At 68.8% G+C, this 22,868-nt stretch carries 22 protein-coding genes; 15 read left to right on the forward strand and 7 right to left on the reverse strand.

Annotated elements, in window-relative coordinates:
- The first annotated feature begins 71 nt into the window (after positions 1 to 71).
- The 5 genes from QMO56_RS20780 (at position 72) to QMO56_RS20800 (ending at position 2,868) form a co-directional block, all read left to right on the forward strand.
- Entirely contained in the window at positions 72 to 293 is a 222-nt protein-coding gene (locus tag QMO56_RS20780; protein ID WP_283528958.1) for a hypothetical protein, read from the forward strand.
- 123 nt (positions 294 to 416) lie between these two features.
- Positions 417 to 1,163, forward strand: coding sequence for an SDR family NAD(P)-dependent oxidoreductase (locus tag QMO56_RS20785; protein ID WP_283528960.1), 747 nt, complete (start codon positions 417 to 419; stop codon positions 1,161 to 1,163).
- A gap of 25 nt (positions 1,164 to 1,188) precedes the next feature.
- Positions 1,189 to 1,659 carry a cupin domain-containing protein gene (locus QMO56_RS20790; RefSeq protein WP_283528961.1) on the forward strand — a complete coding sequence of 157 codons (471 nt, stop codon included), beginning with the start codon at positions 1,189 to 1,191 and terminating at the stop codon, positions 1,657 to 1,659.
- A gap of 101 nt (positions 1,660 to 1,760) precedes the next feature.
- Entirely contained in the window at positions 1,761 to 1,898 is a 138-nt protein-coding gene (locus QMO56_RS20795; protein ID WP_283528963.1) for a hypothetical protein, read from the forward strand.
- Complete coding sequence (locus QMO56_RS20800; RefSeq protein WP_283528965.1) at positions 1,888 to 2,868, forward strand: alpha/beta fold hydrolase; 981 nt, start codon at positions 1,888 to 1,890, stop codon at positions 2,866 to 2,868. Before QMO56_RS20795 ends, QMO56_RS20800 begins: the two co-directional genes overlap by 11 nt.
- 72 nt (positions 2,869 to 2,940) lie before the next feature.
- Here the strand turns inward: QMO56_RS20800 and QMO56_RS20805 are convergent, their stop codons facing one another.
- Together QMO56_RS20805 and QMO56_RS20810 are read right to left on the reverse strand one after the other, a co-directional pair.
- Entirely contained in the window at positions 2,941 to 3,774 is an 834-nt protein-coding gene (locus QMO56_RS20805; RefSeq protein WP_283528967.1) for a sugar phosphate isomerase/epimerase, read from the reverse strand.
- Complete coding sequence (locus tag QMO56_RS20810; RefSeq protein ID WP_283528969.1) at positions 3,761 to 4,540, reverse strand: GntR family transcriptional regulator; 780 nt, start codon at positions 4,538 to 4,540, stop codon at positions 3,761 to 3,763. Before QMO56_RS20810 ends, QMO56_RS20805 begins: the two co-directional genes overlap by 14 nt.
- Positions 4,541 to 4,762: 222 nt before the next feature.
- On the opposite strand from QMO56_RS20810, the gene QMO56_RS20815 reads away from it, so the two are divergent.
- The 4 genes from QMO56_RS20815 to QMO56_RS20830 all read left to right on the forward strand — a co-directional run bounded on the left by QMO56_RS20815 (position 4,763) and on the right by QMO56_RS20830 (position 9,564).
- Positions 4,763 to 5,572 (forward strand): enoyl-CoA hydratase, encoded by an 810-nt coding sequence (locus QMO56_RS20815; RefSeq protein ID WP_283528970.1) that lies wholly within the window; start codon positions 4,763 to 4,765, stop codon positions 5,570 to 5,572.
- Between the two features lie 81 nt (positions 5,573 to 5,653).
- A complete protein-coding gene (locus tag QMO56_RS20820; RefSeq protein ID WP_283528972.1) occupies positions 5,654 to 6,703 on the forward strand; it encodes an ABC transporter substrate-binding protein in 1,050 nt (349 codons plus the stop codon).
- Positions 6,704 to 6,737: 34 nt separating this feature from the next.
- Positions 6,738 to 8,486: an iron ABC transporter permease gene (locus QMO56_RS20825; RefSeq protein WP_283528974.1), complete on the forward strand. Its 1,749-nt coding sequence runs from the start codon at positions 6,738 to 6,740 to the stop codon at positions 8,484 to 8,486.
- A 4-nt stretch (positions 8,487 to 8,490) separates the two neighbouring features.
- Positions 8,491 to 9,564, forward strand: coding sequence for an ABC transporter ATP-binding protein (locus QMO56_RS20830; protein WP_283528976.1), 1,074 nt, complete (start codon positions 8,491 to 8,493; stop codon positions 9,562 to 9,564).
- Between the two features lie 132 nt (positions 9,565 to 9,696).
- Here the strand turns inward: QMO56_RS20830 and QMO56_RS20835 are convergent, their stop codons facing one another.
- The gene (locus tag QMO56_RS20835) at positions 9,697 to 11,055 is read right to left on the reverse strand and encodes an ABC transporter ATP-binding protein (protein ID WP_283528978.1); all 1,359 of its coding nucleotides are present in this window, start codon (positions 11,053 to 11,055) and stop codon (positions 9,697 to 9,699) included.
- Positions 11,045 to 11,848: an ABC transporter permease gene (locus tag QMO56_RS20840; protein ID WP_283528980.1), complete on the reverse strand. Its 804-nt coding sequence runs from the start codon at positions 11,846 to 11,848 to the stop codon at positions 11,045 to 11,047. The genes QMO56_RS20835 and QMO56_RS20840 overlap by 11 nt, the downstream gene beginning before the upstream one ends.
- A gap of 261 nt (positions 11,849 to 12,109) precedes the next feature.
- Here QMO56_RS20840 and QMO56_RS20845 point away from each other — a divergent pair, with 261 nt between their 5' ends.
- The 4 genes from QMO56_RS20845 to QMO56_RS20860 all read left to right on the forward strand — a co-directional run bounded on the left by QMO56_RS20845 (position 12,110) and on the right by QMO56_RS20860 (position 18,222).
- The gene (locus tag QMO56_RS20845) at positions 12,110 to 12,931 is read left to right on the forward strand and encodes a rhamnan synthesis F family protein (RefSeq protein WP_283528982.1); all 822 of its coding nucleotides are present in this window, start codon (positions 12,110 to 12,112) and stop codon (positions 12,929 to 12,931) included.
- 101 nt (positions 12,932 to 13,032) lie between these two features.
- Positions 13,033 to 14,820 (forward strand): glycosyltransferase, encoded by a 1,788-nt coding sequence (locus QMO56_RS20850; RefSeq protein ID WP_283528984.1) that lies wholly within the window; start codon positions 13,033 to 13,035, stop codon positions 14,818 to 14,820.
- The gene (locus QMO56_RS20855) at positions 14,820 to 15,737 is read left to right on the forward strand and encodes a glycosyltransferase (RefSeq protein ID WP_283528986.1); all 918 of its coding nucleotides are present in this window, start codon (positions 14,820 to 14,822) and stop codon (positions 15,735 to 15,737) included. The genes QMO56_RS20850 and QMO56_RS20855 overlap by 1 nt, the downstream gene beginning before the upstream one ends.
- A gap of 13 nt (positions 15,738 to 15,750) precedes the next feature.
- Entirely contained in the window at positions 15,751 to 18,222 is a 2,472-nt protein-coding gene (locus QMO56_RS20860) for a glycosyltransferase (RefSeq protein WP_283528987.1), read from the forward strand.
- 48 nt (positions 18,223 to 18,270) lie between these two features.
- On the opposite strand, the gene QMO56_RS20865 is transcribed toward QMO56_RS20860, so the two are convergent.
- The 3 genes from QMO56_RS20865 to QMO56_RS20875 form a co-directional block, all read right to left on the reverse strand.
- Positions 18,271 to 19,179, reverse strand: coding sequence for a glycosyltransferase (locus QMO56_RS20865; protein ID WP_283528989.1), 909 nt, complete (start codon positions 19,177 to 19,179; stop codon positions 18,271 to 18,273).
- A gap of 204 nt (positions 19,180 to 19,383) precedes the next feature.
- Entirely contained in the window at positions 19,384 to 20,202 is an 819-nt protein-coding gene (locus tag QMO56_RS20870; protein ID WP_283528991.1) for a GntR family transcriptional regulator, read from the reverse strand.
- A 24-nt stretch (positions 20,203 to 20,226) separates the two neighbouring features.
- Positions 20,227 to 21,189 (reverse strand): oxaloacetate decarboxylase, encoded by a 963-nt coding sequence (locus tag QMO56_RS20875; protein ID WP_283528994.1) that lies wholly within the window; start codon positions 21,187 to 21,189, stop codon positions 20,227 to 20,229.
- Between the two features lie 211 nt (positions 21,190 to 21,400).
- Between QMO56_RS20875 and QMO56_RS20880 the strand changes: the two genes are divergently transcribed.
- A complete protein-coding gene (locus tag QMO56_RS20880) occupies positions 21,401 to 22,396 on the forward strand; it encodes a tripartite tricarboxylate transporter substrate binding protein (RefSeq protein ID WP_283528996.1) in 996 nt (331 codons plus the stop codon).
- A 4-nt stretch (positions 22,397 to 22,400) separates the two neighbouring features.
- Positions 22,401 to 22,865 carry a hypothetical protein gene (locus tag QMO56_RS20885; RefSeq protein ID WP_283528998.1) on the forward strand — a complete coding sequence of 155 codons (465 nt, stop codon included), beginning with the start codon at positions 22,401 to 22,403 and terminating at the stop codon, positions 22,863 to 22,865.
- Positions 22,866 to 22,868: the final 3 nt, after the last annotated feature.

A 22,868-nucleotide genomic window follows, 5' to 3' on the forward strand; every position in this document is an offset into this window, starting at 1 on the left:
GACGCCCTTCCATGCCGGGCGGGTCGGCCCTGGTCTGCCGCGCGCCCGCCCTCTCCCACAGGATCAGCCGCATGTCGGAACCTCTGCACGGCTTCCCGTCCTTCACGTCCACTCTCCCGGGCCGCCGCCTGTGGCGGGGCGCCGCCACCCTCCTGCTGGACACCCGGCGTATGCTGAGGCGTCATCGTGAACGTTGCCGCCTGACGGAGATGGACGCGCGGCTGCTGCGCGACATCGGCATGGACCGGCAGGCGGCCCAATGGGAGGCGCAGAAATGGTGGTGGCAGGTCTGAGCGCGGGGGGAGGCACGCCGATGGAGCCGCTGCCGACCACCGCCCGATGCCGCGCGTCGGGAAATTTCCCTTCATCGTGCCGGCAGACGGCACCAGCCTTCTGACCGTGAGAGGAGACCGGCCATGCCGCCATCGCGCCTCGTCATCGTCACCGGCGGAAGCCGCGGCATCGGCGCCGCCATCGCGCGCCGCCTGGCGCAGGAGGGCTACCGGATCGCCATCGGCTGCCGGCAGGCGGAGGAAGCCGGGCCCGTGCTCGCCGGCATCGCCCAGGCAGGCGGCACGGCGCTCGCCCTGCCGCTGGACGTGACGCGCGAGGAGTCGGTGGGGCGCTTCTTCGCCACGGCGGAGGAGCGCTTCGGGCCGCTGCAGGCGCTGGTGAACAATGCCGGCATCACCGGCCCGCTCGGCGCCTTCCGGGATCTCGACCCCGCCTGGATGCGCCGTGTCGCCGAGGTGAACCTGATCGGCACCATGCTCTGCGCCCAGGCGGCCCTGCGCTGCTTCGCGACGGCGGAGGGCGAGGGGCGCTCGATCGTCAACCTTTCCTCCGTCGCGGCGCAGACCGGCAGCCCCGGCGAATACGTGCATTACGCGGCCAGCAAGGCGGCGGTGGAGGCCTTCACCCTGGGGCTGGCGCGGGAGGTGGCGGCGCAGGGTATCCGTGTGAACGCCGTGGCGCCGGGCACGGTGAACACCGGCATCCACGCCCTGGCCGGGGATCCCGGTCGCCCCGCCCGCATCGCACCGCGCGTGCCGATGGGACGGATCGGCGAGCCGGAGGAGATCGCCGAGGCGGTGGCCTGGCTCGTCTCCGGCGCCGCGGCCTACGCCACCGGGGCGGTGCTCCGGGTGACGGGCGGGCTGTGAACGGGGTCAGCAACGGAGGATCGCCATGGACCACCCCATTTCCCTCACCGCGATGGCGGTCGCGCCACGCGCGCGGCCTTCGAGTTACCCGCCCGTCTTCGCCGCCCGCATGGCGGGCCGCATCAAGCGCCCGCTGGGCGACGCCTTCGGCCTGCGCAGCTTCGGCGTGAACCTGACGGAGTTGCAGCCCGGTGCCTGCTCCGCGCTGCACCACGCGCACAGCCGGCAGGACGAGTTCATCTTCGTGCTGGAGGGCGAGCCGGTGCTCGTCACTGGCGCAGGGGGGGAGACCGTGCTGCGCCCGGGCGATTGCGCCGGCTTTCCGGCCGGCGGCGCGGCACATCATCTGGAGAACCGCTCGGCCGCTCCGGTGCGCTACCTGGAGATCGGCGACCGCGCGGAGGGCGACGAGGTCTTCTACCCCGCCGATGACCTGACGGCGGTGCGCGAGGATGGCGCCTGGCGCTTCTGCCACAAGGACGGGAGGCCCTATTGATGCGCGGCCAGGCCAGGCGCACCGCCGCCAGGCGGCCGGTGAGCGTGCCGATGGCCCCCTGCTCTCCCGATCGGAGCCAGGCGACCCTGCGGACGGCCGGGATGCCGCGGGCGAGGCTCAGCCAGGCCCTCGCCCGGGCAGCCGAGGAGGCCTGGGCGGCCACGGCCCGCGCCGCCACCGCCGGAGGCCGTTTCGCCTATCGGCGGACCGTGGCGGAGCGCCTCGCCGATGCCGGATGAGGAGGCTGTCCGCATCCCCTGCGCCGACGGGGTGCGGCTCGGCGGCCATGTCTGGCCGGCGCGCGGGCCGTCGCGCGGCGTGGTGGTGGTGAATGCCGCCACCGGCGTGCTGGCGCGCTACTACCACCGCTATGCGCGTTTCCTGGCCGCGCAGGGCTTCGATGTGCTGACCTATGACTACCGTGGCATCGGTGCCTCCCGCCCGACGCGGCTCCGCGGCTGCGGCTATCGCTGGCATGAATGGGGCACGCTGGATTTCGACGCGGCGCTGCGCTTCATGCGGCAGGCGCGACCGGACCTGCCGCTGCAGGTGGTGGGGCACAGCATCGGCGGCTTCCTGCCGGGTCTCGCCGCCAGCGCGCCGGCCATCCACCGCATCCTGACCGTGGGCGCACAATATGCCTACTGGCGCGACTATGCACCGGCGCAGCGGCCTAGCCTCTTCCTCAAATGGCATGTCGCGATGCCCGTGGTGACGGCAGTCTGCGGCTATTTTCCCGGCCGGCGCCTCGGCTGGCTGGAGGACCTGCCGGCCGGAGTGGCGAACGAATGGAGCTTCCGCCGCGCGCGCATGGAGCACAACCTGCCGCCGCCGCAGCGCGCCGCGCTCCTCGCCCGCTTCGCGGCAGTGACCGCGCCCATCCTGGCCGTCATCGTCCGGGACGATCCGCTGGGAACGGAGCCGGCGATCCGCCGCGGCCTCCGCTACTACCGCAATGCCCCGCACCAGGAAGCCATGCTGACGCCAAGTGATTTCGGCCTGCCGGCGATCGGCCACTTCGCCCTCTTTCACGCACGCTTCGAGGACAGCTTCTGGAAGGGCACGCTGGCCTGGCTCCAGCAGGGCGTGAATCCCTGGCCGGCGCCAGGGATGGCGGAAGCAGGCGCCGTGGAAGGCGGGAATGATTCCGATCGGACAGCACGCCTCGCCTCTCATGCGCCGGGCCGCAGTGGCTCCGCGCCTGCATGACCTCGCCCATGAGCACTGGCCCTGGTGAACCTTCACGAGGGGAGGATGGCCCCGCCTTGCGCAGGGAAAGCCTCAGGAGGCCGCGGCCCCGGCCTCCTGCGCCATGCCCATCATGTCATGCCGCGCCTTCTGCATGTCCGCCAGCGTGCCGAAGGCGTTCATGTAATGACCTTTGAAGCCTTTGCGCTCCAGCAACGCGAACATGGCGCCGAAATCGAAATTCCCCTGGCCAGGCAGGAGGTGCTGCTCATGCCCGTTGCGGAAGCAGTCGGCCAGCCGCACCTCGGCCACCCGGCCCAGCGGAATGGCCTCGACGAAACCCTCCACACCATCCGGCATCAGATGCGCATGGTTGGCGGTGAAGGAGAGCGCAAAGGCCGGCGAGTGGATGCGGTCGTAGTAGTAGCGCCATTCCTCGATCGTATGCGCGAGGTAGTGGACCTCGGCATCCGCCGGTTCCTTGTTCAGATTCTCCAGCAGCAGCAGCGCACCATGCTTCTCCGCATGCGCAACCATCCGCTGCAGCCGCGCCAGCCCTGCCTCCATGCGCGGCTTCACGTCGGCCGTGAAGTGGTATCCCGCATGCACCACGATCCACTCGGCCCCGAGCTTCGGCGCCAGCTCGATATAGGCGCGCAGGTAGGCATCCACCGCGTCCGAGAGGAAGGGCGAATACTCCGCGACATTGACTGCCGAGAGTGTGTGCAGCCCGAGCACCACGCCTTGCCGCTCCGCCTGCTTGCGGATCGCCGTCGCACGCGCATCGTCGAAGCTGTCCACCCTGTTCGGGCCGGTATCGAGCTGGATGTCGATGTAGCGGACCTGGTTCTCCGCCGCCCAGTCGATGGCATCCTCCAGCCGCAAGCGACGGCCGATATCGACCCCGATCCTGTCAACCGTCAGCATGAGATGTCCTCCCCTCCGGCATGATGTGTTCGTCCGCCGCCGCGTTGCCGTGCGCGATGGCAGTGAGGTAGCGGGCGCGCCCCGCGCGCGTATGCGCCTCGGCATGCTGCCGTGCCTGCTCGGCCCGGCCGGACAGGATTGCCGCCAGCAGCCGGCGGTGCTCGCTGTTCGAAGCGCGCATGTTGCCGGCGGCATCGAAGGAGCGGCGGCGCAGCAGCAGAAGCTTGCGGGTATGGTCGAGATAGACGTCGCGCAACGGCCGGTTGCCGCAGAATTCGACAATCTGCCGGTGGAACAGCACGTTCGCGGTGAAGAAGGCTTCGAGTTCGCCCGCTGCGACGGCCTCGTCCATGCGTTCCACGATCGCCTGCAGCTCCGCGGCCTGTGGCGGCGCGATCACGCGCGCGAGCAGCGCCGCGGCATGGCCGAACAGCACGGCATTCATGTCATAGGTCTGCAGAACCTCCTCGATATCGAGGCTCCGCACGAAGGCGCCGCGGTTGAGAATGACCGTGACGAGCCCCGTCCGCTCCAAGGCGCGCGCCGCTTCCCGCACCGGACCTCGGCTGACGCCGAGCTGCGCGGCCAGTTCCATTTCATTCAGCCGTGCGCCTGGCTCCAGCGTCCCGCTCTCGATCATCTGCTCAAGCGCCGCCTGCACGCTGCGGCCAAGCGACTCCCGCCGGGCAAGGCGCTGGCGCAGTTCGGCCACGGTGTCCGCCACGGGCGAAAGGCCTTCCGGGCGGATGCTCTGGCGCCGCTGCATGGTCGAGCCATCTCCAGGTGGCGAGGTGTTTATTGTTTACATTCCACATGGCCGGTGACAAGCTCATTACGAGGAGAGAAACGATCCGCTGCGTGGAAGGCACGAAACAAGCCGCCGCACGCAAAGCCTGATGACGTGCTGCACGGCGCAACGGCCGCGCGGGGCGTGGCTTCTCCTGACGTGCTTGACCGAATCTCGCATTGCAGCAGGAGCCGGCCCGTCATGGACATTTCCGCCTCCCCTGGCGCCACCACGAAAATCCTGACCCGCAAGCAAGACGGCATCGGCTGGCTGACCATCAATCAACCGGAAAAACGCAACGCCATCTCGCTGGCCATGTGGGACGCCATCGCCGCCGCGGCGGAGGATTTCGCCGCCGATGACACGGTGCGCGTCGTGGTGATGCATGGCGTCGGCGGGAAGGCCTTCGCTTCCGGGGCGGACATCAGCGAATTCGACCGCGTCCGCGCCGATGCCGCGGCACAGGAGGCGTACAGCCGGCGCAGCAGCGCCGCGCGCCGCAAGCTGGAATCCCTGCGCAAACCCTTGATCGCCATGATCGAGGGCTTCTGCATCGGCGGCGGCTACGCTGTCGCGCTGATGGCCGATCTGCGCATCGCCTCCGCTGACAGCCGCTTCGGCATCCCGGCCGCGCGGCTCGGCATCGCCTATGGCCAGGAGAGCCTGGCGCGCCTTGTGGCGCTGACAGGCCCTGCCCTCGCCAAGGAAATCCTCTTCACCGGGCGGCAGCTCGACGCCACCGAGGCTCTGGCCTGCCGGCTGGTGAACCGCGTGGTGCCGCCGGAGCAGCTCGAGGAGGTCGTCACGGCGCTCGCGCTCGAGATCGCGCGCAACGCGCCGCTTTCGGTCGAAGCTTCGAAGCTGGCCATCGACCAGATCGCCGGCGATCCGGCCGCCCGCGACCCGGCGCTGGTGGAGCGGCTGAATCGCGCCTGCTTCGACAGCGCCGACTATGCCGAGGGCCGTCGCGCCTTCATGGAGAAGCGGGCCCCGGTCTTCGCCGGCCGCTGAGCCGGCACACCGCCAGCATGGGGCAAGCGCGGCCGCCAGAGCCGCCACCCCGCGCCGCAGATGGAGGAGACGGAGATGGTGATGATCAACAGACGCCTGCTGTTCGGACTGGCCGCCGGAGGCGCGGCGGCGCGCTTCGGCATCGCGCGTGCGGCGGAAATGCGGCCACATGAGAAGGAGCTTTACGAGGCGGCGAAGCGGGAGGGGCAGGTTACCTGGTACACCGGCCAGTATCAGGCAGAACCCTCGCAGGCCATCGGGCGCGGCTTCACCGAGCGCTTCCCTGGCATCACCGTCAATGTCGTGCGGAGCACTTCGCAAGTCGCCTTCCAGCGCCTGTCGCAGGACATACGCGCCGGCGTCGCGCAGTGCGACGTGTTCAGCTCCACCGACCACAGCCACCTGGCTTTCCTGAAGCAGAACGAGAAGCTGATGCCCTACAAGCCGAAGAACGCGGCGGGGCTGATCAAGGCGGCGCAGCAGGCGGCGGATCCGGACGGGTATTTCCAGGTCACCTATCTCGGCCTGTTCCTGATGGGGCGGCGGAGCGACCAGGTGTCGGAAGCCGATGCGCCGAAGAGCTGGAAGGATCTGCTGGACCCGAAATGGCGCGGCAAGATCGCCGTCGGCCATCCCGGCTATAGCGGCGCCATCACCTCCTGGTGCCTGGCCATGCGCAAGCTCTATGGCTGGGACTACTTCAAGGCGCTGGAGAAGAACCAGCCGCAGATCGGCCGTTCCAGCGCAGATCCCGTGACCATGCTGAACGCCGGCGAGCGGAGCATCGCCGCCGCGCTTCCCTCCGCCACCACTTTGCTCTCGATCTCGCGCGGTAATCCGATCACGCTGATCTATCCCACCGACGGCACGCTGATGGTGCCCGCGCCGAGCGGCGCGCTGAAGAACGCGCCGCACCCGAACGCGGCGAAGCTGTTCATGGAGTTCATGACCAGCCCGACCTACTACGAGATCACGCGTCCCTTCTTCAGTGAGTCGCTGCGCCCCGAGGTGCCGCCGCCGCCGGGTTCCCGCCCGCTCGACGAGGTGACGATGATCACCGCCGATCCGGACGAACTCGAGCGCGACGGCCAGGAGGTGAAGGAACTCTGGCGCGACACCTTCGGCGTATGACCGAGCCCCCACATCGCGAGGGAGCCACGCCCGCATGAACGAAACCGCCGCGATCCTGCCGAAATCCGCCGCGGAAGGAGCGCGGCGGCCGGGGCTGCTGCGCCGCCTGCGCTATCTCGAACCATCCAACCTGCTCTGGGTCCTGCTGGTCGCGGCGCTGCTGTTCCTCGTGGCCGTGCCGATCGGCAAGCTGTTGATCGTCAGCTTTGAGCAGCAGGGAACGGGCGCCTTCACCCTCTCCAACTACGCCACCGCCTATGGCCGGGTGCGCTACCTGGAGGCGCTCGGCAATTCGCTGATGCTGGGCGCGCTCTCCTCCCTGCTGGCGGTGGTCTTCGCCGTTCCGCTGGCCTGGGCCGTCTCGCGCACGGACATGCCGGGCAAGGGCCTCACCTGGGCAATGGTGATGGGGGCCTTCATCATGCCGCCCTATCTCGGCGCGGTCGGATGGATCCTTCTGGCGGGCCCGAACTCCGGCTTCATCAACCAGTCCTGGATGTGGCTGACCGGCCTGCAGACCCCGCTGGTGAACGTCTACAGCTTCTTCGGCCTGGCGCTGGTCATCTCGCTGCATTCCTTTCCGCTGATCTTCATCTTCGTGAAGTCCGCGCTGGACCTGATCTCCTCGGAAATGGAGGATGCCGCCAATATCCTGGGCGCCGGCACCTGGACGACGACACGCAAGGTGACCCTGCCACTGGTCTGGCCCGCCGTGCTCGGCGGCATCATCGTGGTTTTCCTGGAGACCGTGGCACTGTTCGGCACACCCGCCATCATCGGCATCCCGGCGCGCATCAACGTCGTCACCACGCAGCTCTGGCAGTTCTTCGAGTATCCGGTGCGCGTCGAGGTGGCCGCGGCCTATGCCATGCCGCTGCTGCTGATCACCATCGGCATGATCGCCGTGCAGAAGCTGCTGCTGGCGCGCAAGGGCTTCGTCTCGCAGACCGGCAAGGGCGGCGAGCGGCGCCCGATCAAGCTTGGCCACTGGCGCTGGGCGGTCCTGGCCTATTGCGGCTTCGTCGGCCTGCTGGCGGTGCTGATGCCGCTCGTCGTGCTGCTGCAGGCCTCCTTCGCCAAGGCCTGGGGGCGTGGCCTGGCCTGGGACAACCTTACGCTGGGCAACTACACCTATCTGCTGTTCCGGCACGAGATGGCGCTGACCTCGATCTGGAACACGCTGTGGTTCTCCGCGGCGGCGGCGACGGCGGCCGTCGTGATCGCCGTGCTGATCGCCTACATCGTCGCGCGCAAGCTGGTACCCTTCGGCTCGGCGCTGGGCTTCCTGGCCATGGCCCCCTTCGTCATCCCCGGCATCATCATGGCCATCGGCTTCTATGCCGCCTACGCCGCGCCACCGGTCGCGCTCTACGGCACGGCGCTGATCATCATCCTCGCCTTCACCGCGCGCTTCCTGCCGATCGCCTTCGCCAATTCCGCCGCCGCCGTGCGCGCCGTGCATCCGGAGATGGAGGAGGCAGCCCGCATCCTGGGCGGCGGGCGGCTGCTGACTGTCCGGCGCATCACCGCGCCGCTGATCATCCGCAGCCTGATCGGCGGCTGGCTGATCGTCTTCATCGTCGCCTCACGGGAGCTTTCGGCGGCGGTCTTTCTGGTCGGGCCGCGCACCCGCACCATGTCCGTGCTGCTCTACGACCTCAGCGAGGCCGGCAATTTCGAGGTTCTGGCCGCCTTCGGCGGGTTGCTGCTGGCCATCACCCTGATCCTGGTCGCCGTCGGCATGAAGCTGGCCGGCCGTGATTTCATGCTGCGGAGGAGTTGAGACCATGCCCCGTCTGACGCTGAAGGGCCTCAGCAAGGCCTATGGGCCGCTCCGGGTGGTGGATGATGTCGATCTGACGCTGCAGGAGGGAGAGTTCGTCTGTCTGCTCGGCCCCTCCGGCTGTGGCAAGACGACAACGCTGCGCATGATCGCCGGCTTCATCGAACCGACGGCGGGCAGCATCAGCATGGATGGTGAGGTGCTTTCCATGCCGAGCGCGGTGCTGCCTCCGGAGCGCCGCCGCATGTCGATGATCTTCCAGAGCTATGCCATCTGGCCGAACATGACGGTGGCCGAGAATGTCGCCTTCGGGCTGAAGCTGCAGAAGCTCCCTGCCGCCCAGGTCCGCATGCGCACCAGCGAAATCCTTGAGGTGGTGCAGATGGGCCATCTCGCCGACCGCTATCCCGCCGAGCTGTCCGGCGGTCAGCAACAGCGCGTGGCGCTGGCGCGTGCCATTGTCGTCAAGCCCGCGGTGCTGCTGCTGGACGAGCCGCTCTCCAACCTCGACGCCAACCTGCGGGAGGAGATGCGCTTCGAGATCCGCCGCCTGCATGACGAGTTCCGCATCACCACCGTCTATGTCACCCATGACCAGGCGGAGGCGATGGCCACCGCCGACCGGATCGCGGTGATGAGTGCCGGCCGCATCGAGCAGGTGGACGCGCCGCACCTGATCTACACCCAGCCCCGCACGCGCTTCGTCGCGGCCTTCATCGGCCGCACCAACCTGCTGGAAGGCCGCCTCGCCAATGGCGAGATCGGGCTGGATGGCTTCACGCTTCGCGCTGCCCAGCTCGGCCAGGAGGTTCCCGAGGCCGCGCGCCCCATTCTGCTTTCGGTGCGGCCCCAGGCCATGTCCCTGTACCGCAGCCAGCCACAGCTGCGGGACGGGCGGCCGTTGCTGCCGGCCACCGTGGCGCAACGCACATATCTCGGGGAATCCTGGGACTATGTGGTCCGTCCGCAGGAGAGTGGTTTGCAGCTGCGCGTCACCGCACCACCGCTGCAGGTGCATGAGGTCGGCGAGCAGGTCTGGCTTGAACTCGATCCGCAGCAGATTGCGGTCGTCAACTGAGGGCCGCGGCAGCCCGGCACCGGGCCGTGCGGCGCGAGGCCCGCGAAGCGCAGGAGCCTCAGCCGGTTGCGCGGCTGGGCAAGACCTCTCGACCGGCCCGATGCACAGGCAGCCCCGTAACGGAGCTCCGCCTCACAGCGCCTTCTTGGGTGACGAGTCCGCGCCCTGGGAGACCGACATCCGGATGTCGCGCATCGGGATCCCCATCAGGCCCTTGGACGAAACTTTCGTCACCTTGAAGAACATCGCGTCATCGACCCAATGGTGCTGGACGTGATCATCCTGCGTGCCCGAGGCGACCGCGACGGAGAGCGAATAGTCGCCACCGGCCAGATAGGGCATGCGGAAGTCGAAAGCAGCGGTCAGCACGTCTCCGGGCGAGAGTGACAACCGGGTGTCCCGGTAGGTGAGGAAGGTATTGTCGCCGAACAGGCTCTGCCCGAGCCGGTCCTTGACGTTGAAACCGACGATCGGCCGGTCGACCGCGCGCTCGGCGCGGCAGCGGATCTCGAGGCGGATATCCTCGCCCCCCTCGAAGGAGGTCAGCGGCGCACCGTCCGCGTCGAGGAGCTGCACCCCCTCGATCGTGGCGCCGCGCTGCCCGTACCAGGGCGCATCCGGGTCGAAGGCGAAGACCTCGCCCTTGCCCTGCAGGCCCAGCTCCTTGAGGGCCTCCTCCCGGTGGTCGCGCGGGAAGGTCCGCGGGCCGTCGGGGGCCTTGCGCGATCCACCGATGCGGAAGTCGTTCTCGTGTCCCTTGGCCCCTTCCACATCGGCCTGGTAGGCCTCGCAGATCTCGCGGGCCGGGCCATGGGCGCGCACCATGCCGGCGTCCATCCAGACCGCGGTGTCGCAGAGGCTGAGGACAGCGCCGACGTCATGCGAAACGAACAGGAGCGTGCCGGTTTCCTTGAATTTGCGGATGAAGCGCATGCATTTCTGGGTGAAAGCGGCATCGCCGACCGCGAGGATCTCGTCCACGATCAGGATGTCGGTATCGACATGCGCCATGACCGAGAAGGCGAGCCGCGCATACATGCCGCTCGAATAGAGCTTCACCGGCTGGTCGATGAAGTCGCCGATATCGGCGAAGGCGGCGATGGTGTCGAAGCGCGCATCCACCTCCTGCCGCGCGAGCCCCAGGATCTGGGCGGACATGTAGACATTCTCGCGGCCGGTGAACTCGGGGTTGAAGCCAGCCCCGAGTTCCAGTAGGGCGCCCACGCGGCCTTCGATCTCCATGCTCCCGGTGGTGGGCAGCAGGGTTCCGGTGATGATCTGCAGCAGTGTCGACTTGCCGGAGCCGTTGCGGCCGACCAGGGCCACCGTCTCGCCGCGCCGGATCTCGAGACTGACATCCTTCAGCGCCCAGTACTCGTCGAAGAACTTCCTCCGCCGAAAGATCATCTGCTTGAGCCGGTCCTCCGGCTTCCGGAAAATATTGTAGACCTTGCTGATCCCCGTGCCCCGGATGACGACGTCAGACGACATCAGCGAATCCTTTCCGGGTCTTCTGGAACCACCACAGCCCCAGGACCGCCGCCAGCCCGCCGACGGACATGGCGAAGGCGATCGAGCCGAGGCTCGGAACCTCGCCCTGGAACAGCAGGCTGCGCGCCTGCTCGAGCGGAACCGTCAGGGGATTGATATTGAAGATCCAGCGCACGCCTTCCGGCACCGCCGCGAGCGGGTAGAACACGGGAGAGAGGAACTGCAGCGCCGTCACCACGGGCGCGACGAACTGGCGCAGGTCCCGCAGATAGACGCCGACAGCGCTCACGAACCAGCTCAGCCCCAGAATGACGAGGCACATCGGCGCCAGCGCGATCGGCAGGAGCAATGCCTCCGGATGCGGCACGCCGAAGGTGACGATGTAGAACACGAGCCAGATCACCATGGACCCGCCCGCATTGACCAGCGCCGTGAGCAGCGCGACGATCGGCATGATCTCGAGCGGGAAGACGACGCGCTTGATGTAGGACGGATTCTCAAGCACAAGCCCCGGCGAGCGCGTCATCACCTCTGCGAAGATGGTGAAGATCGTCAGGCCGGCGAACATGTAGACGGAGAAGGCGCCGATGCCCTCCTCCATCGCCAACCCCGCCCATCGTGCTTTCAGCACCGTGCGGAACACGAAGGTGAAGGCCATGAGGTTGAGCAGGGGCAGCAGCACGAGCCAGACGAGACCGAGGGCCGATCCGCGGTAGCGCGCCGCAACCTCTCGCTTGGTCAAGGTCCAGATCAGCCGACGCGACGCAATGATCGTGCGCAGCCCGGACGCCACGTCATGCGCAGATGCCTGTTGGAGCAAGAGAAGACGACCTCTCTAGATGTGGTCGGACGAAATCCCAGCGCCGCGACCGAGGGGTCATTAATGAACGAGCCATGGCATGGTCAAGCCTGCACCGGCCGCACGGTTGATCCGGGCTACGGGGCAGGATAGACTAGGCTGGGCAATCTGACCGCCCGAACGCCGCCCGATCCAGGCTCTGTGACCCAGCCCTCATCCTCTGCCACCCCGCGGGCCAGCCTGCTCAGGAGGTTCGTGCGCCGCCCCGCCATCATGGCGCAGCGTGCGGCGGAGATGGCCCTCGGAGCGGCCTTTCTCTCGGCGCCAGCCCAGCAGTTGCGCGCCTGGCGGCTGCGGCGGCTCGCACCGCCGGCCGCCAGCCGGGCGGCCATCGTGGCGCATCTCTACTACCCCGAGCTTCTGTGCGAGGCGCTGACGGCGCTGGCCGCCCTGCCCAGCGGCTCCACCCTCCTGATCACCGCCCCGCCCGAACAGGCCGCGCGCCTCCGGCAGGAGGTGCGGGGGCGGCCGGACGTGGAGGTCCACGCCGTGGAGAACCGGGGGCGCGACATCGCGCCCTTCGTGAAGCTCCTCACGGAGGGGCGGCTGGATCGCTTTGACGCAGTGTTGAAGATCCACGGCAAGAAGAGCCCGCATCTTCGCCATGGCGACCTGCGGCGGCGCATCTTTTTCGTCGGCCTCGCGGGCTCGCGTGGCAACGTCGCCCGCGTGCTGGCGCATTTCCGGGATCCGGCCGTCGGCTTCGTCGGCCTCGGCTCCTATTTCCGCACCCGCCCCCTCTACTGGATGGCGAACCGCCCCAGGGTGGAGGCGTTGTGTCGGCGCATGGGCGCACCGGCACAAGTCGGCTTCTTCGAGGGCTCGATGTTCTGGTTTCGTCCAGTCGCCCTGGAGCCCCTGAAGCGCCTCGGCCTGCGGACGGAGGATTTCGAGGCCGAGGCGGGCCAGCTCGACGGCACCCTGCACCATGCGGTCGAGCGATGCTTCGTCCTGTCCGGGCTGGCGGCGGGCTACGAGGCGCGCTCACTCTCAGGGCGCCGTCTCCGCCCCCGCTGACCCGGCTGGCACATCCAGCGGAAATCCCCTAAGAAACGCCCCTCCTAGGCCGATCCGACGGTAGCGGCGGAGGCGGCCGTCCGCACAGGTATTAGGTGGCGATGGCCGGCCGCGTTCTGATCGAACTCCCCTCCTTTGACAAAGGAGGCCTCCAGAAGGTCGTCCTGGATGTCGCCATCGGCCTGAAGAAGCATGGCTACGAGCCGCTGATCGTGACCTGCGGCCCGCTGGGCAGCCTGGCCCGCGAGGCGCAGGCGGCTGGCGTCGAGGTGCGCCGCCTGCCCGCCGACCGCGTCCACGAGGCCTATCCGGCGCTGATCGAGGAATTCCGCCCGACGGTCGCCCAGGCGCATTTCTCGGATGCCGGCTATCCCTACCTGGCCGCGCGTGGCGTGCCGATCATCTGCTTCATCCACAACGTCTATGCCTTCCTGCCGGAAGAGGCCCGCGCCGCCTTCCGCGCCGGGGACCACTACGTCTCCAAATACATCGCCGTCTCCCGCAAGGCGGCGGAGTACGCGCAGGCCAGTCTCGGCATCGCCCCCGAGAAGGTCGTGGTCGTCGCCAACGGGCTCGACTTCTCCAAATATCCGCTCGACAGGCAGGGTACCCTCACACGCGCGCAGCTCGGGATCGGCGAGGGCGACTACGTCTTCCTCAACCCCGCCTCCTACAACCTGCACAAGGGCCATTACCTGATGGCCGCGGCAATGAAGCGCGTCCTGGCCGTCCGGCAGGATGTCCGCGTGCTCTGCGTCGGCAACGAGATCTTCGCCCCCCATGTCGAGCAGCTGAAGACCTATCTGAAGCGCGAGGGCCTTGACCGGCACATCCTGATGCCCGGCTATTTCGAGGATATCGCCGACCCGATGGGGGTGAGCGATGCCTTCCTGCTTCCCTCCTTCATCGAGGGCTGGAGCATCGCCATGAACGAGGCGATGCACTACGCCAAGCCCATGATCCTCACCGACACGGGCGGTGCGGGCGAGGTCATCGAGAAGGACGACATCGGCATCCTTCTGCCGACCGAGTACCCGGATTTCCTCAGGCTGGACTCCGCCGAGCTGGACCGGCTGGCCTATGCGCCGCAGGACTATCGCTTGGCCCAGCCGCTGGCCGATGCCATGTTGCGCTTCGCCGCCGAGCGTGATCAGTGGCGGCAGGCCGGCCTGCGCGGGCGCGCCAAGCTGCATGAGCGGCACAGCTTCGAGAGTGTCCTCACGCGCTATCGCGAGATCATGGACGAACTGGCCGCCGCGCCGCCCGCGCCAGCGCCGCCCCCGCCCGCGCCGCCCTCCCTGGCCGCCCGCGCCAGGGGCCGCCTGCGCCGCCTCATCCATGACGCGCGCTACCGCTACAAGCCGGCGCTGGCCTTCTGGCTGGGCAACCACTTCTTCATGAACTGGATGCCCTATCGCGTGCGGCACGCCTACCTGCGCCGTTTCTGCAACGTGCGGATCGGCACCGACTCCAGCATCTGCTCGGGCTGCTTCGTCACCGGCTACGGTATCCAGATCGGCTCGAACACCGTCATCAACCGCTTCTGCTACCTGGACGGCCGTGTGCCGCTCAGGATCGGCAACAACGTCAACGTCTCCCATTATACGCTGATCCAGACCCTCACCCATGATCCGCAGAACCCGGATTTCGTCTGCATCGAAGGCCCGGTGGAGATCGGCGACCATGCCTGGATCGGCGCGCGCGCGATCATCTCCCCGGGCGTGAAGATTGGCGAAGGTGCGGTGGTGGGGGCCGGCGCAGTCGTCACCCGCGACGTAGCGCCCTATGTCATCGTCGCCGGCAATCCGGCCCGCCCCATCAGGGAGCGGACACGGGACCTGCGGTACAGAACGAAATATTTCCCTCTCTTCGACACGGACATCCAGTAATGACGCAGATCTCCGTCGTCATCCCGCTCTACAACCACGCGAGCTACATCGAGTCCGCGCTCGACAGCGTGCTGCGCCAGGCCTCGCCCGCCGACGAGATCATCGTGCTCGATGACGGCTCCTCCGACGACGGCCTCGCCCGCGCGCAGAAGGTCCTGGCGGGGCGGCCGAACGCACGCGCGCTGGGCCATGAGAATATCGGCGCCCACGCCACCATCAACAAGCTGGTCGGGATGGCGGGTGGCGACTACGTCGCCGTGCTCAACTCGGACGACCTGTTCGCGCCCGGCAAGCTCGCCCGCTGCCGCGCGCTCGCGGCGGCCGATCCGGCGGTCGATCTGATCGTCGGTGAAGCCCAGATCATCGACGACAAGGGCAAGCTGCAGGAGACCGGCGTCGCCGCCGACTGGATGCGCCGGGCGCTCGCCTTCCGTGATGCGCATGGCCTGCCGCAACTGTCGTTGCTGCACGAGAACTGGGTCGCCACCACCTCCAACATGGTGTTCTCCCGCGCGTTCTGGCGAACCGTGGGCGGCTTCCGCGACCTGCGCTACTGCCACGACCTCGACTTCCTGATGACCTGCTTCAGCCGCGGACGCGTCGCGATCGATCGCGGCATCACGCACATCCAATACCGCGTGCATCCGCGCAACACGATCGGCGAGAGCCTCGACAAGATCCGCCTGGAGATCGCCGCCGTCTGGGCCAATGCACTGTTCGAGGCCGGCCCGCGGATCCTCGGGGGGATGCAGCCCGACGGTGTCGGGCCGTTCGTCACAGCACTCGAAAGCAAGGGCCTCAGCACCCTCGTCAGCCTGCTGCAGTGCGCCCGCGCCGGCCTGCCTTCCGCGCCGGCCTTCTACGACGCGACGTTGCGCAGCGCGGCGACGCGCGCCTTCCTGAGCCACCTGAGGTAAGGAAATGGCGGACGTGACTTCCTCCCCTCGGTTCTCTGAAGAGCTGGCCTTTCCCGAGCCGTCCGAGCAGCTCCCCTTCACCGGCGAGCGCTACACCTCGGATATCTCCGGCCCCATCCGGCATCAGCATCATCACCGCTACCTCTTCGCCGCGCGCTTCTGCGCCGGCCGCGACGTGCTCGACGTCGCCTGCGGCGAAGGCTATGGCTCCGCCCTGCTCGGAACGGTCGCCCGCAGCGTGCGGGGTGTCGATCTCGATCCCGGGACGGTTGCCTTTGCCGAGCGCAACTATGGCGCGGACCATGTCTCCTTCCGGCAAGGTGACGCCGCCCGCCTCGTCGAGCAGAACGCGTTCGACGTTGTCGTCAGCTTTGAAACGATCGAGCACCTCGTCGATCACGACGGCTTCCTCCAGGGCATACGCCGCGCGCTGCGTCCAGGTGGCCTGCTGATCATCTCCTCGCCTGACAGGACGATCTACACGGAGGCGGACGGTCATGAGAACGAGTTCCATCTGCGCGAACTCGACCGCGCCGAGTTCAAGGATCTGATCGGCGGCCGCTTCGCCCAGGTCACGATCCTCGAGCAGGATTCCCTCGTCGGCTCGCTGATCGGGCCGGAAGGAGGGGCGCCTGCTCCGCTTGAGCTCCTCGCCTCCACGGACGGCCGCACCTATCGCCAGGCCCTGGGCAATCCGAAAGCCCACTATCTCATCGCCCTCGCCTCCGACGCACCCCTGCCTCCCGTTTCCGCCAGCGCGCTCGACGACGGCTCCTGGCTTGCGCAGACGGAAAAGCACGCCGTCGCGCTTGGGCGCGAGGTCATGGTGCGGGACACCGAGATCGAGCGGCTGAACGGGGAGTTGCAGAGCGGCGCCCAGGATCGTGCGCGCATTGCGGGGGAACTCGCCCAGGCGCGCGCCGCCATCGCGGACCTCCAGCGCGAAACCCAGCAGATGCAGGCGCTGATCAGCGAGCGCGCCCGCCTGCAGGGGGAACTCGCCCAGGCGCGTGCCGCCATCGCGGATCTCCAGCGCGAAACCCAGCAGATGCAGGCGCTGATCAGCGAGCGCGCCCGCCTGCAGGGGGAACTCGCCCAGGCGCGGACCGCCATCGCGGACCTCCAGCGCGAAACCCAGCAGATGCAGGCGCTGATCGACGAGCGCGCCCGGCAGATCGAGGAGATTCGCGCCTCGACCTCCTGGCGCCTCACCAAGCCCGTTCGGAAGGTCGGCTCGGCGACCGCGGGCCTGCGGCGCCGCCTGCGCGCCGCCTTGATCCCGGCTGCCGCACCACCGGTCCGCCGCTCAAACGAACGGCCACGCGTCCTCTTCATCGACTGGATGGTGCCGACACCCGATCAGGACTCCGGCTCGCTTGATCTGTGGAACCAGCTCTGCCTCTTCCAGGCAATGGGCTACGATACCGCCTTCATGCCGGTGATGGAGCGCCCGAGCGATGCACCCTACGCTGACGCACTCCGCAAGGCGGGTGTGCAGTATCTTGTCGGCGAGGCCGGCACCTCGCCCGAGCAACTGCTCCAAGAGACGGCGAACGACTTCGACCTGATCCTGCTGAACCGCATCCATGTCGCGGGGCGCCTGCTGGCGCATGTCCGGCGCTGCGCCCCGAACGCGCGCGTCGTCTTCAACACCGTCGATCTCCACTTCCTGCGCGAGGAGCGGGAAGCGGCCCTCGAAGGCTCCCTGGAGAAGGCGCAGACTGCCTTGCAGCGCCGTCACGACGAGTTGCGCTGCATGGCCGAGGCCGATGCCACGATCGTGCTCAGCGACGAGGAGGGGCGGCTGCTCTCGGAGCTTCTGCCGGGGTCGGCGGTCCATGTCATCCCCTTCGCCCGCGGCCTGTCGAGCGACGGTCCCGGCTTCGAGGAGCGGAGGGGCGTCCTGTTCGTCGGCGGCTTTCTGCATGCGCCCAATATCGACGCCGCCGAGTGGCTGGTCGGCGCGATCTGGCCGAAGGTGCGGCGCGTCCTGCCGGGCGCCAGGCTGGAGATTGTCGGCAGCAACGCGCCGCCGAAGGTCCGGCAACTCGATGATCCCGGCGCGGGCGTCGCCATGCGAGGGTTCGTGCAGGATCTGCATCCCCTCCTCTCCCGGGCCCGGCTGACGGTTGCCCCGCTGCGCTTCGGAGCAGGCATCAAGGGCAAGGTCGCCATGAGCCTGGCGGCCGGCGTCCCCTGCGTGGCAACGCCGATCGCCTCGGAGGGAATGGGGCTCGCCGACGGGCAGAACATCCTGCTGGGGCGCGACGCCGACGAGATCGCCGCGGCGATCGTGCGGGCGCATGAGGATGCGGCGCTTTGGGCACGTCTCTCCAGCGGCGGGCGCGCGGTGATGCGCGACCGCTACTCGCTGGAGCGGGTTGGCGGGCTTTTCATCGCCCTGGTAAGGTCGCTGGGGATTGCCGTCCCGGCCAGGGCAGAGGAGAAGATCGCCGGCCTCCGCCCGCGTGAATGGAGCCTCTGAGCGCACCCTTCCGTGCGCGCAGGCGCTGCGGGCGCCTCGGAGGAGGCCTCAGACCAGGCCCGCCGGCGCGGGCCCCATCCGGCCCCGGACGCCGTCGCGCAGGCCCGCACGGACCGGCCGCAACGAGCTTGGCGCCCCTCGGAGCGCGAGAAGGCCGATCTGCACCGCGAGGCTCATGAAGGAACGTGCCCGCCAGAGCGCCGGCACATAAGGCAGCCGGGCCGTCGCCACGAGGTTGCGCGTGTAATAGTAGTTGCGCACCGGAGCGTGGCGCAGGATCTGGGGCGTCGCCGCCTCCTCGGGCGAGGCCGCCTCCCCCCAGCGATGAAGCATCGTGAGGTCAGTTGCCACATAGGAGCCCCAGCCCCGGTCCCAGGCCCTGAAGCCCCATTCGATGTCGATCCCCGCAATGAAGAAATCCTCGCGGAAGGGGCCGATCTCGGCATAGGCAGCAAGGCTCGTCAGCGAGCCCGAGGTGGGGGCGAAGTCGACGGCGGCGAGTTCATCCGCCTGCGCCCGCCCGCGCCAGGCATAGCGGATCGGGCGGTAGTTCCCTTCGTCCGGCGGCAGGAGGCGGGGCGCGACGACGGCCGCGGGCCTGCCCGCGCTCGCCAGCGCATCGGCGCGGGCCGTCAGGGCTTCGATCAGGCCCGGCGGCGGCTCGCTGTCCTGGTCGAGGAGGAGGACATGGTCGAAACCCTCCTCCGCGGCTGCCCGGGTAGCGGCATTCAGGCCCGCGGCGAGTCCCAGATTGGCCTGGTTCTCAATCAACCGCAGGTCGAGCCCTGTCAGCACCGCACGCGCGGCGGGCGCGAGAGGGCCGTTGGCGACGGCGATCAGGCGGTGCCTGCGGAGCCCAGCAGCCAGGCGGCCAAGGATCTCAGGATCCGGTAGATGCAGAACGACTGCCGCACAAGAGCGTGAGGCGCCGCCGTTCATGCCGCGATGCTTCAACATTCGCGCCTTTCTCACCCAGCAAGCCCGCAGGCCTTACTCCAGCGCCGAGCGGTGAGCAATGTTAACCTGTTCGCGTCACTGCCATGTCAAGGCCATCCGGCAGCAGATATATACGCCGCCCAAGGATTATTATCCCGCTCACGATTCTGTTCCGTCAGGCATCCGGCACGATGCCGGGCGATGGCGGCCGCAGGTCCTGCCGGCTTACGCGCGCTTCCAGGTTCCCTCGGCCCGCACCAGCGACATCTGATACTCATAGCGGTCGCTGCGGTAGAGCGATGTCACATGCTCGACGGGCCGGCCGCTCTGATCATAGACGGTCCGCGTGACGCGGAAGAGGGCCGCACCAGCCTCCACCCCCAGCAGCCTGGCCTCGCGTCCCAGCGCCAGGCAGGCGGTGAAGCTCTGCTCCGCCCGCGCCACCTGCACGCCGAGACGCCGGAACAGCGCCTGCAGCGACAGCGCCTCCATGTCCGCGCGCTCGTAGCAGCGGCCGAGATCGGCGGGCACGAAGGTCTCGATGAGGCTCAGCGGCTCGCCGTCGTCCAGCCGCATCCGCAGGACATGCTGAACCTGCTCGCCCTGCGGCACCTCCAGCGCGGCGGCAATTGCCGGCGAGGCGGGGACATACTCGAACTCGATCACCCGCACGGCGGTGCGCTCGCCCAGGACCAGCAGGTTCTGCAGAAGGTCCTCGATGGCACCCCGCTGGCGCGTGCTCTGGAAGTTGACGGTGGGTGGGCGGCCACGCTGCCGCTCGGCCAGCCCCATTCCCACGAGTTCCGCCACCGCGCGCCGGGCGGTGATGCGCGAGACGCCGAACCAGGCGACGATCTCGGCCTCGCTCGGCAGCCGCTCGCCGTGCCGGAGCTGCTTGCCCTGGATCCGCTCGCGAATCACCAGACAGACCTGCAGGAAACGCGGGCTGGCCGAACCGGGATCGATCCGCGCGCCGGCGAACAGCGCCGCGAGTCGCGCATCCTCGTCCTGCGAGGCCGCGGCGGAGAGGCTGCGGCGGCTCACCTCTCCCTCCATGCTGCGCGCCGGTCAGTCGGCGGCTTGCGGCTGGTGCCCCAGGGCATTCTCGTACTTCGTCATGGCTTCGGCGGGGAGATAGCATGCCTCCAGCGCGCGCACCCGGCCAAATCCGGCGAAGTCGTGCAGGTTGCCGAGCGGGTGCTTCGCCAGGCGCTCGTCCAGCGCCCGCTGCGCGGCCGTGCCCTGCTCGCGCAGCGCCACCGCCGCGTCATGCACGGCCATGACCGTGGCGCGCAGCGTGAAGCTCGGCAGGATGCACACGGCGATGCCGAGGGAGGCCATCTCCGCCTCGGTCAGCCGCGGCGAGATGCCGGTCATGTTATAGAACACCGGCCCCTTCACGCGCGCGCACACCGCCTCGACCTCCGCAAGGCTGGCCGGCCCCTCGACGAAGGCGAGGTCGGCGCCGGCATCGAGATAGGCATTGGCGCGGTCGATCGCCTCGTCGAGCGAGCCGTCATGCGCGCCACGCGCGTCGGTGCGGGCGATGATGACGAAGTCGGGGTCCAGCTTCGCGCGGGCATCGGCGGCGGCGGCGATCTTGCGGGCGGCCTCGGCGCGCGGGATCACCTCGCGCCCGGCGACATGGCCGCAGCGCTTCGGCGCCACCTGATCCTCCAGATGGATGCCGGCCGCGCCGGCGCGGATGAACTCCTCCACCGTGCGGATGACGTTCAGCGCGTTGCCGTGGCCGGTATCGGCGTCGGCGATCAGCGGCAAGCCGGTGGCGGCGGCAATGAACTTCGCGTTGAGCGCCATCTCGGTCAGCGTCGCCAGCCCGGCATCGGGGAGGCCGAGCATCGCCAGCGAGGTGCCGTAGCCCGTCATGTAGAGGGCCGGGAAGCCGGCGCCTTCGAGGATCCGTGCGGAGAGCGCATTGTAGCAGCCCGGCACCACGAGCGGCCCCGGCTGGGCCAGCAGTTCGCGCAGGCGGCTGGTGGGAGGCTTGGACTGGCCGAGGCCGAGGCGCATGGCGGATCCCCTTCTCTGCTTGTCATGTCAGCATAACAGGATGTTCCCGCACAGCGGAAGCCCGCAGCGCTCCCCCAGCATTCATAGCCCTTCACGGATCACCACTCCGTCCATGCTTGACATGTATTCATGGCAAGTACGAAGCTGCCCGGCGTCGAAACGAAGCGACCGCCCGGCCATGCACCGGAGCGGCCAGAAAGGAGGAAGAGCGATGGCCATCAGGCGCCGCCATGTCCTGACCGCCGCGGCCGCAGGCCTGTCGGCGCCGTTGCTGGCGCGGGCCGGAACGCCGGCCTGGGATGGCCCCAGGCGCATCCAGTTCGTCGTGCCCTTCAATGCCGGCGGCAGTGCCGACACCATGGCGCGCGGCCTGGCGCAGTACATGCCGGAGGAGCTGGGCGGCGCCAGCATCAGCGTGGTGAACCGCCCCGGCGCGTCCGGCGCCGCCGGCGCCGCCTGGTTCACCCAGCAGCGCAACGACGGCTCCGCCTTCCTGGTGATGCAGTGCATCCCCTTCCTGGCCAACGCGATCCTGCGCTTCGACGCGCCGATCAAGTGGGACCAGTTCAGCATCCTGAACATCCAGTGGAACGACTACGCCGTGCTGGCCGTGCCGAAGGACAGCCCCTACAAGACGCTGCCGGAGCTGATCGCCGCGGTGAAGGAGAAGCCCGGCACGATTTCCAGCGCGGTGATGGCCGGCAGCGGCGCCTACATCCAGCACTTCATCCTGCTGGACAAGCTCGGCCTGCCGCGCGACGCGCTGCGCTACGTCACCTATGACGGCGGCGCGCCGGTGCGCACGGCGGTGGCCGGCGGCCATGTCAACATGACCATTGTCGCCGCCAAGAGCACCCTGGGCGTGCAGGACCGCGTCCGCGCGCTGGCGGTGGTGGACGACGAACCCTCGCCCGACTGGCCGGCGCCGCCGATCAACCAGGTGCTGCAGGACCAGTATGGCTTCACCATGCCGCTGGTCAGCAACTACGCCGTCTCGATGATCGCGCAGAGCAGCTTCTCCAAGCAGCACCCGGAGCTGCAGAAGCAGTTTCTCGCCGCCTATCAACGCACGCTGCAACGCCCGGACTATCAGGAGGCGGCGGCGAAGGCCGACATCCCGAGGCAATGGTACGGGCCGGAGCGCTCCGCCAAAGTTGCGAACGAGGCCTTCGAGACACTGGCCGCCTATGCCCCGAAGCAGGGCTGAGGCGGTGGCCGCGCCGGTGCACGCGGCGGAGGCGGGGCAGCGCGCGCGGCTCGGCCGCGTCGCGCTGCCACTGGTCATCGCCGCCTTCGTCGCCTGGTTCACTGCGGATGCCGCCCGCGCTTCCTTCACGCTGGAGAACCTGGTGATGGTGGCTCCGGCGGCGGCGCTCGCCTTCGTCACCTGTGCGGTCCTGGCGGTGCGCGCCTGGCGCGGGCCGGAGCCGGACGCGGCGGAGCCGGCGCCGCTCGGCCCGGTGCTGGCGCTGCTGGCGCTGCTGGCCGGACTGGTGCTGCTGATGGAGGAGGTGGGCTTCGACGTCGGCGTGCTGCTGTTCCTGCTCGCCACCCCCTGGCTGCTGGGCGAGCGGCGGCCGCTGGTGCTGCTCGCCTTCGCGCTGCCCTTCACCGCGCTGGCGGTGCTCGGGCTGCAGGCCATCCTGCCCTTCACGCTCACCACGCTCGTGCTCTAGGCC

This window comes from Roseomonas sp. E05, assembly GCF_030063475.1.
Lineage (GTDB): Bacteria > Pseudomonadota > Alphaproteobacteria > Acetobacterales > Acetobacteraceae > Pseudoroseomonas.

What these genes read in the sequence shown, in the direction of transcription:
- QMO56_RS20810 (WP_283528969.1), bottom strand. Translation starts at nt 4,540, where the DNA reads ATGCAGCGGCGCCAGAGCATCCGCCCGGAAGGCCTTTCGCCCGTGGCG.
- QMO56_RS20855 (WP_283528986.1), top strand. Translation starts at nt 14,820, where the DNA reads ATGACGCAGATCTCCGTCGTCATCCCGCTCTACAACCACGCGAGCTAC.
- QMO56_RS20785 (WP_283528960.1), top strand. Translation starts at nt 417, where the DNA reads ATGCCGCCATCGCGCCTCGTCATCGTCACCGGCGGAAGCCGCGGCATC.
- QMO56_RS20800 (WP_283528965.1), top strand. Translation starts at nt 1,888, where the DNA reads ATGCCGGATGAGGAGGCTGTCCGCATCCCCTGCGCCGACGGGGTGCGG.
- QMO56_RS20815 (WP_283528970.1), top strand. Translation starts at nt 4,763, where the DNA reads ATGGACATTTCCGCCTCCCCTGGCGCCACCACGAAAATCCTGACCCGC.
- QMO56_RS20830 (WP_283528976.1), top strand. Translation starts at nt 8,491, where the DNA reads ATGCCCCGTCTGACGCTGAAGGGCCTCAGCAAGGCCTATGGGCCGCTC.
- QMO56_RS20825 (WP_283528974.1), top strand. Translation starts at nt 6,738, where the DNA reads ATGAACGAAACCGCCGCGATCCTGCCGAAATCCGCCGCGGAAGGAGCG.
- QMO56_RS20790 (WP_283528961.1), top strand. Translation starts at nt 1,189, where the DNA reads ATGGACCACCCCATTTCCCTCACCGCGATGGCGGTCGCGCCACGCGCG.
- QMO56_RS20875 (WP_283528994.1), bottom strand. Translation starts at nt 21,189, where the DNA reads ATGCGCCTCGGCCTCGGCCAGTCCAAGCCTCCCACCAGCCGCCTGCGC.
- QMO56_RS20780 (WP_283528958.1), top strand. Translation starts at nt 72, where the DNA reads ATGTCGGAACCTCTGCACGGCTTCCCGTCCTTCACGTCCACTCTCCCG.
- QMO56_RS20820 (WP_283528972.1), top strand. Translation starts at nt 5,654, where the DNA reads ATGATCAACAGACGCCTGCTGTTCGGACTGGCCGCCGGAGGCGCGGCG.
- QMO56_RS20850 (WP_283528984.1), top strand. Translation starts at nt 13,033, where the DNA reads ATGGCCGGCCGCGTTCTGATCGAACTCCCCTCCTTTGACAAAGGAGGC.
- QMO56_RS20805 (WP_283528967.1), bottom strand. Translation starts at nt 3,774, where the DNA reads ATGCTGACGGTTGACAGGATCGGGGTCGATATCGGCCGTCGCTTGCGG.
- QMO56_RS20880 (WP_283528996.1), top strand. Translation starts at nt 21,401, where the DNA reads ATGGCCATCAGGCGCCGCCATGTCCTGACCGCCGCGGCCGCAGGCCTG.
- QMO56_RS20835 (WP_283528978.1), bottom strand. Translation starts at nt 11,055, where the DNA reads ATGTCGTCTGACGTCGTCATCCGGGGCACGGGGATCAGCAAGGTCTAC.
- QMO56_RS20865 (WP_283528989.1), bottom strand. Translation starts at nt 19,179, where the DNA reads ATGTTGAAGCATCGCGGCATGAACGGCGGCGCCTCACGCTCTTGTGCG.
- QMO56_RS20795 (WP_283528963.1), top strand. Translation starts at nt 1,761, where the DNA reads ATGCCGCGGGCGAGGCTCAGCCAGGCCCTCGCCCGGGCAGCCGAGGAG.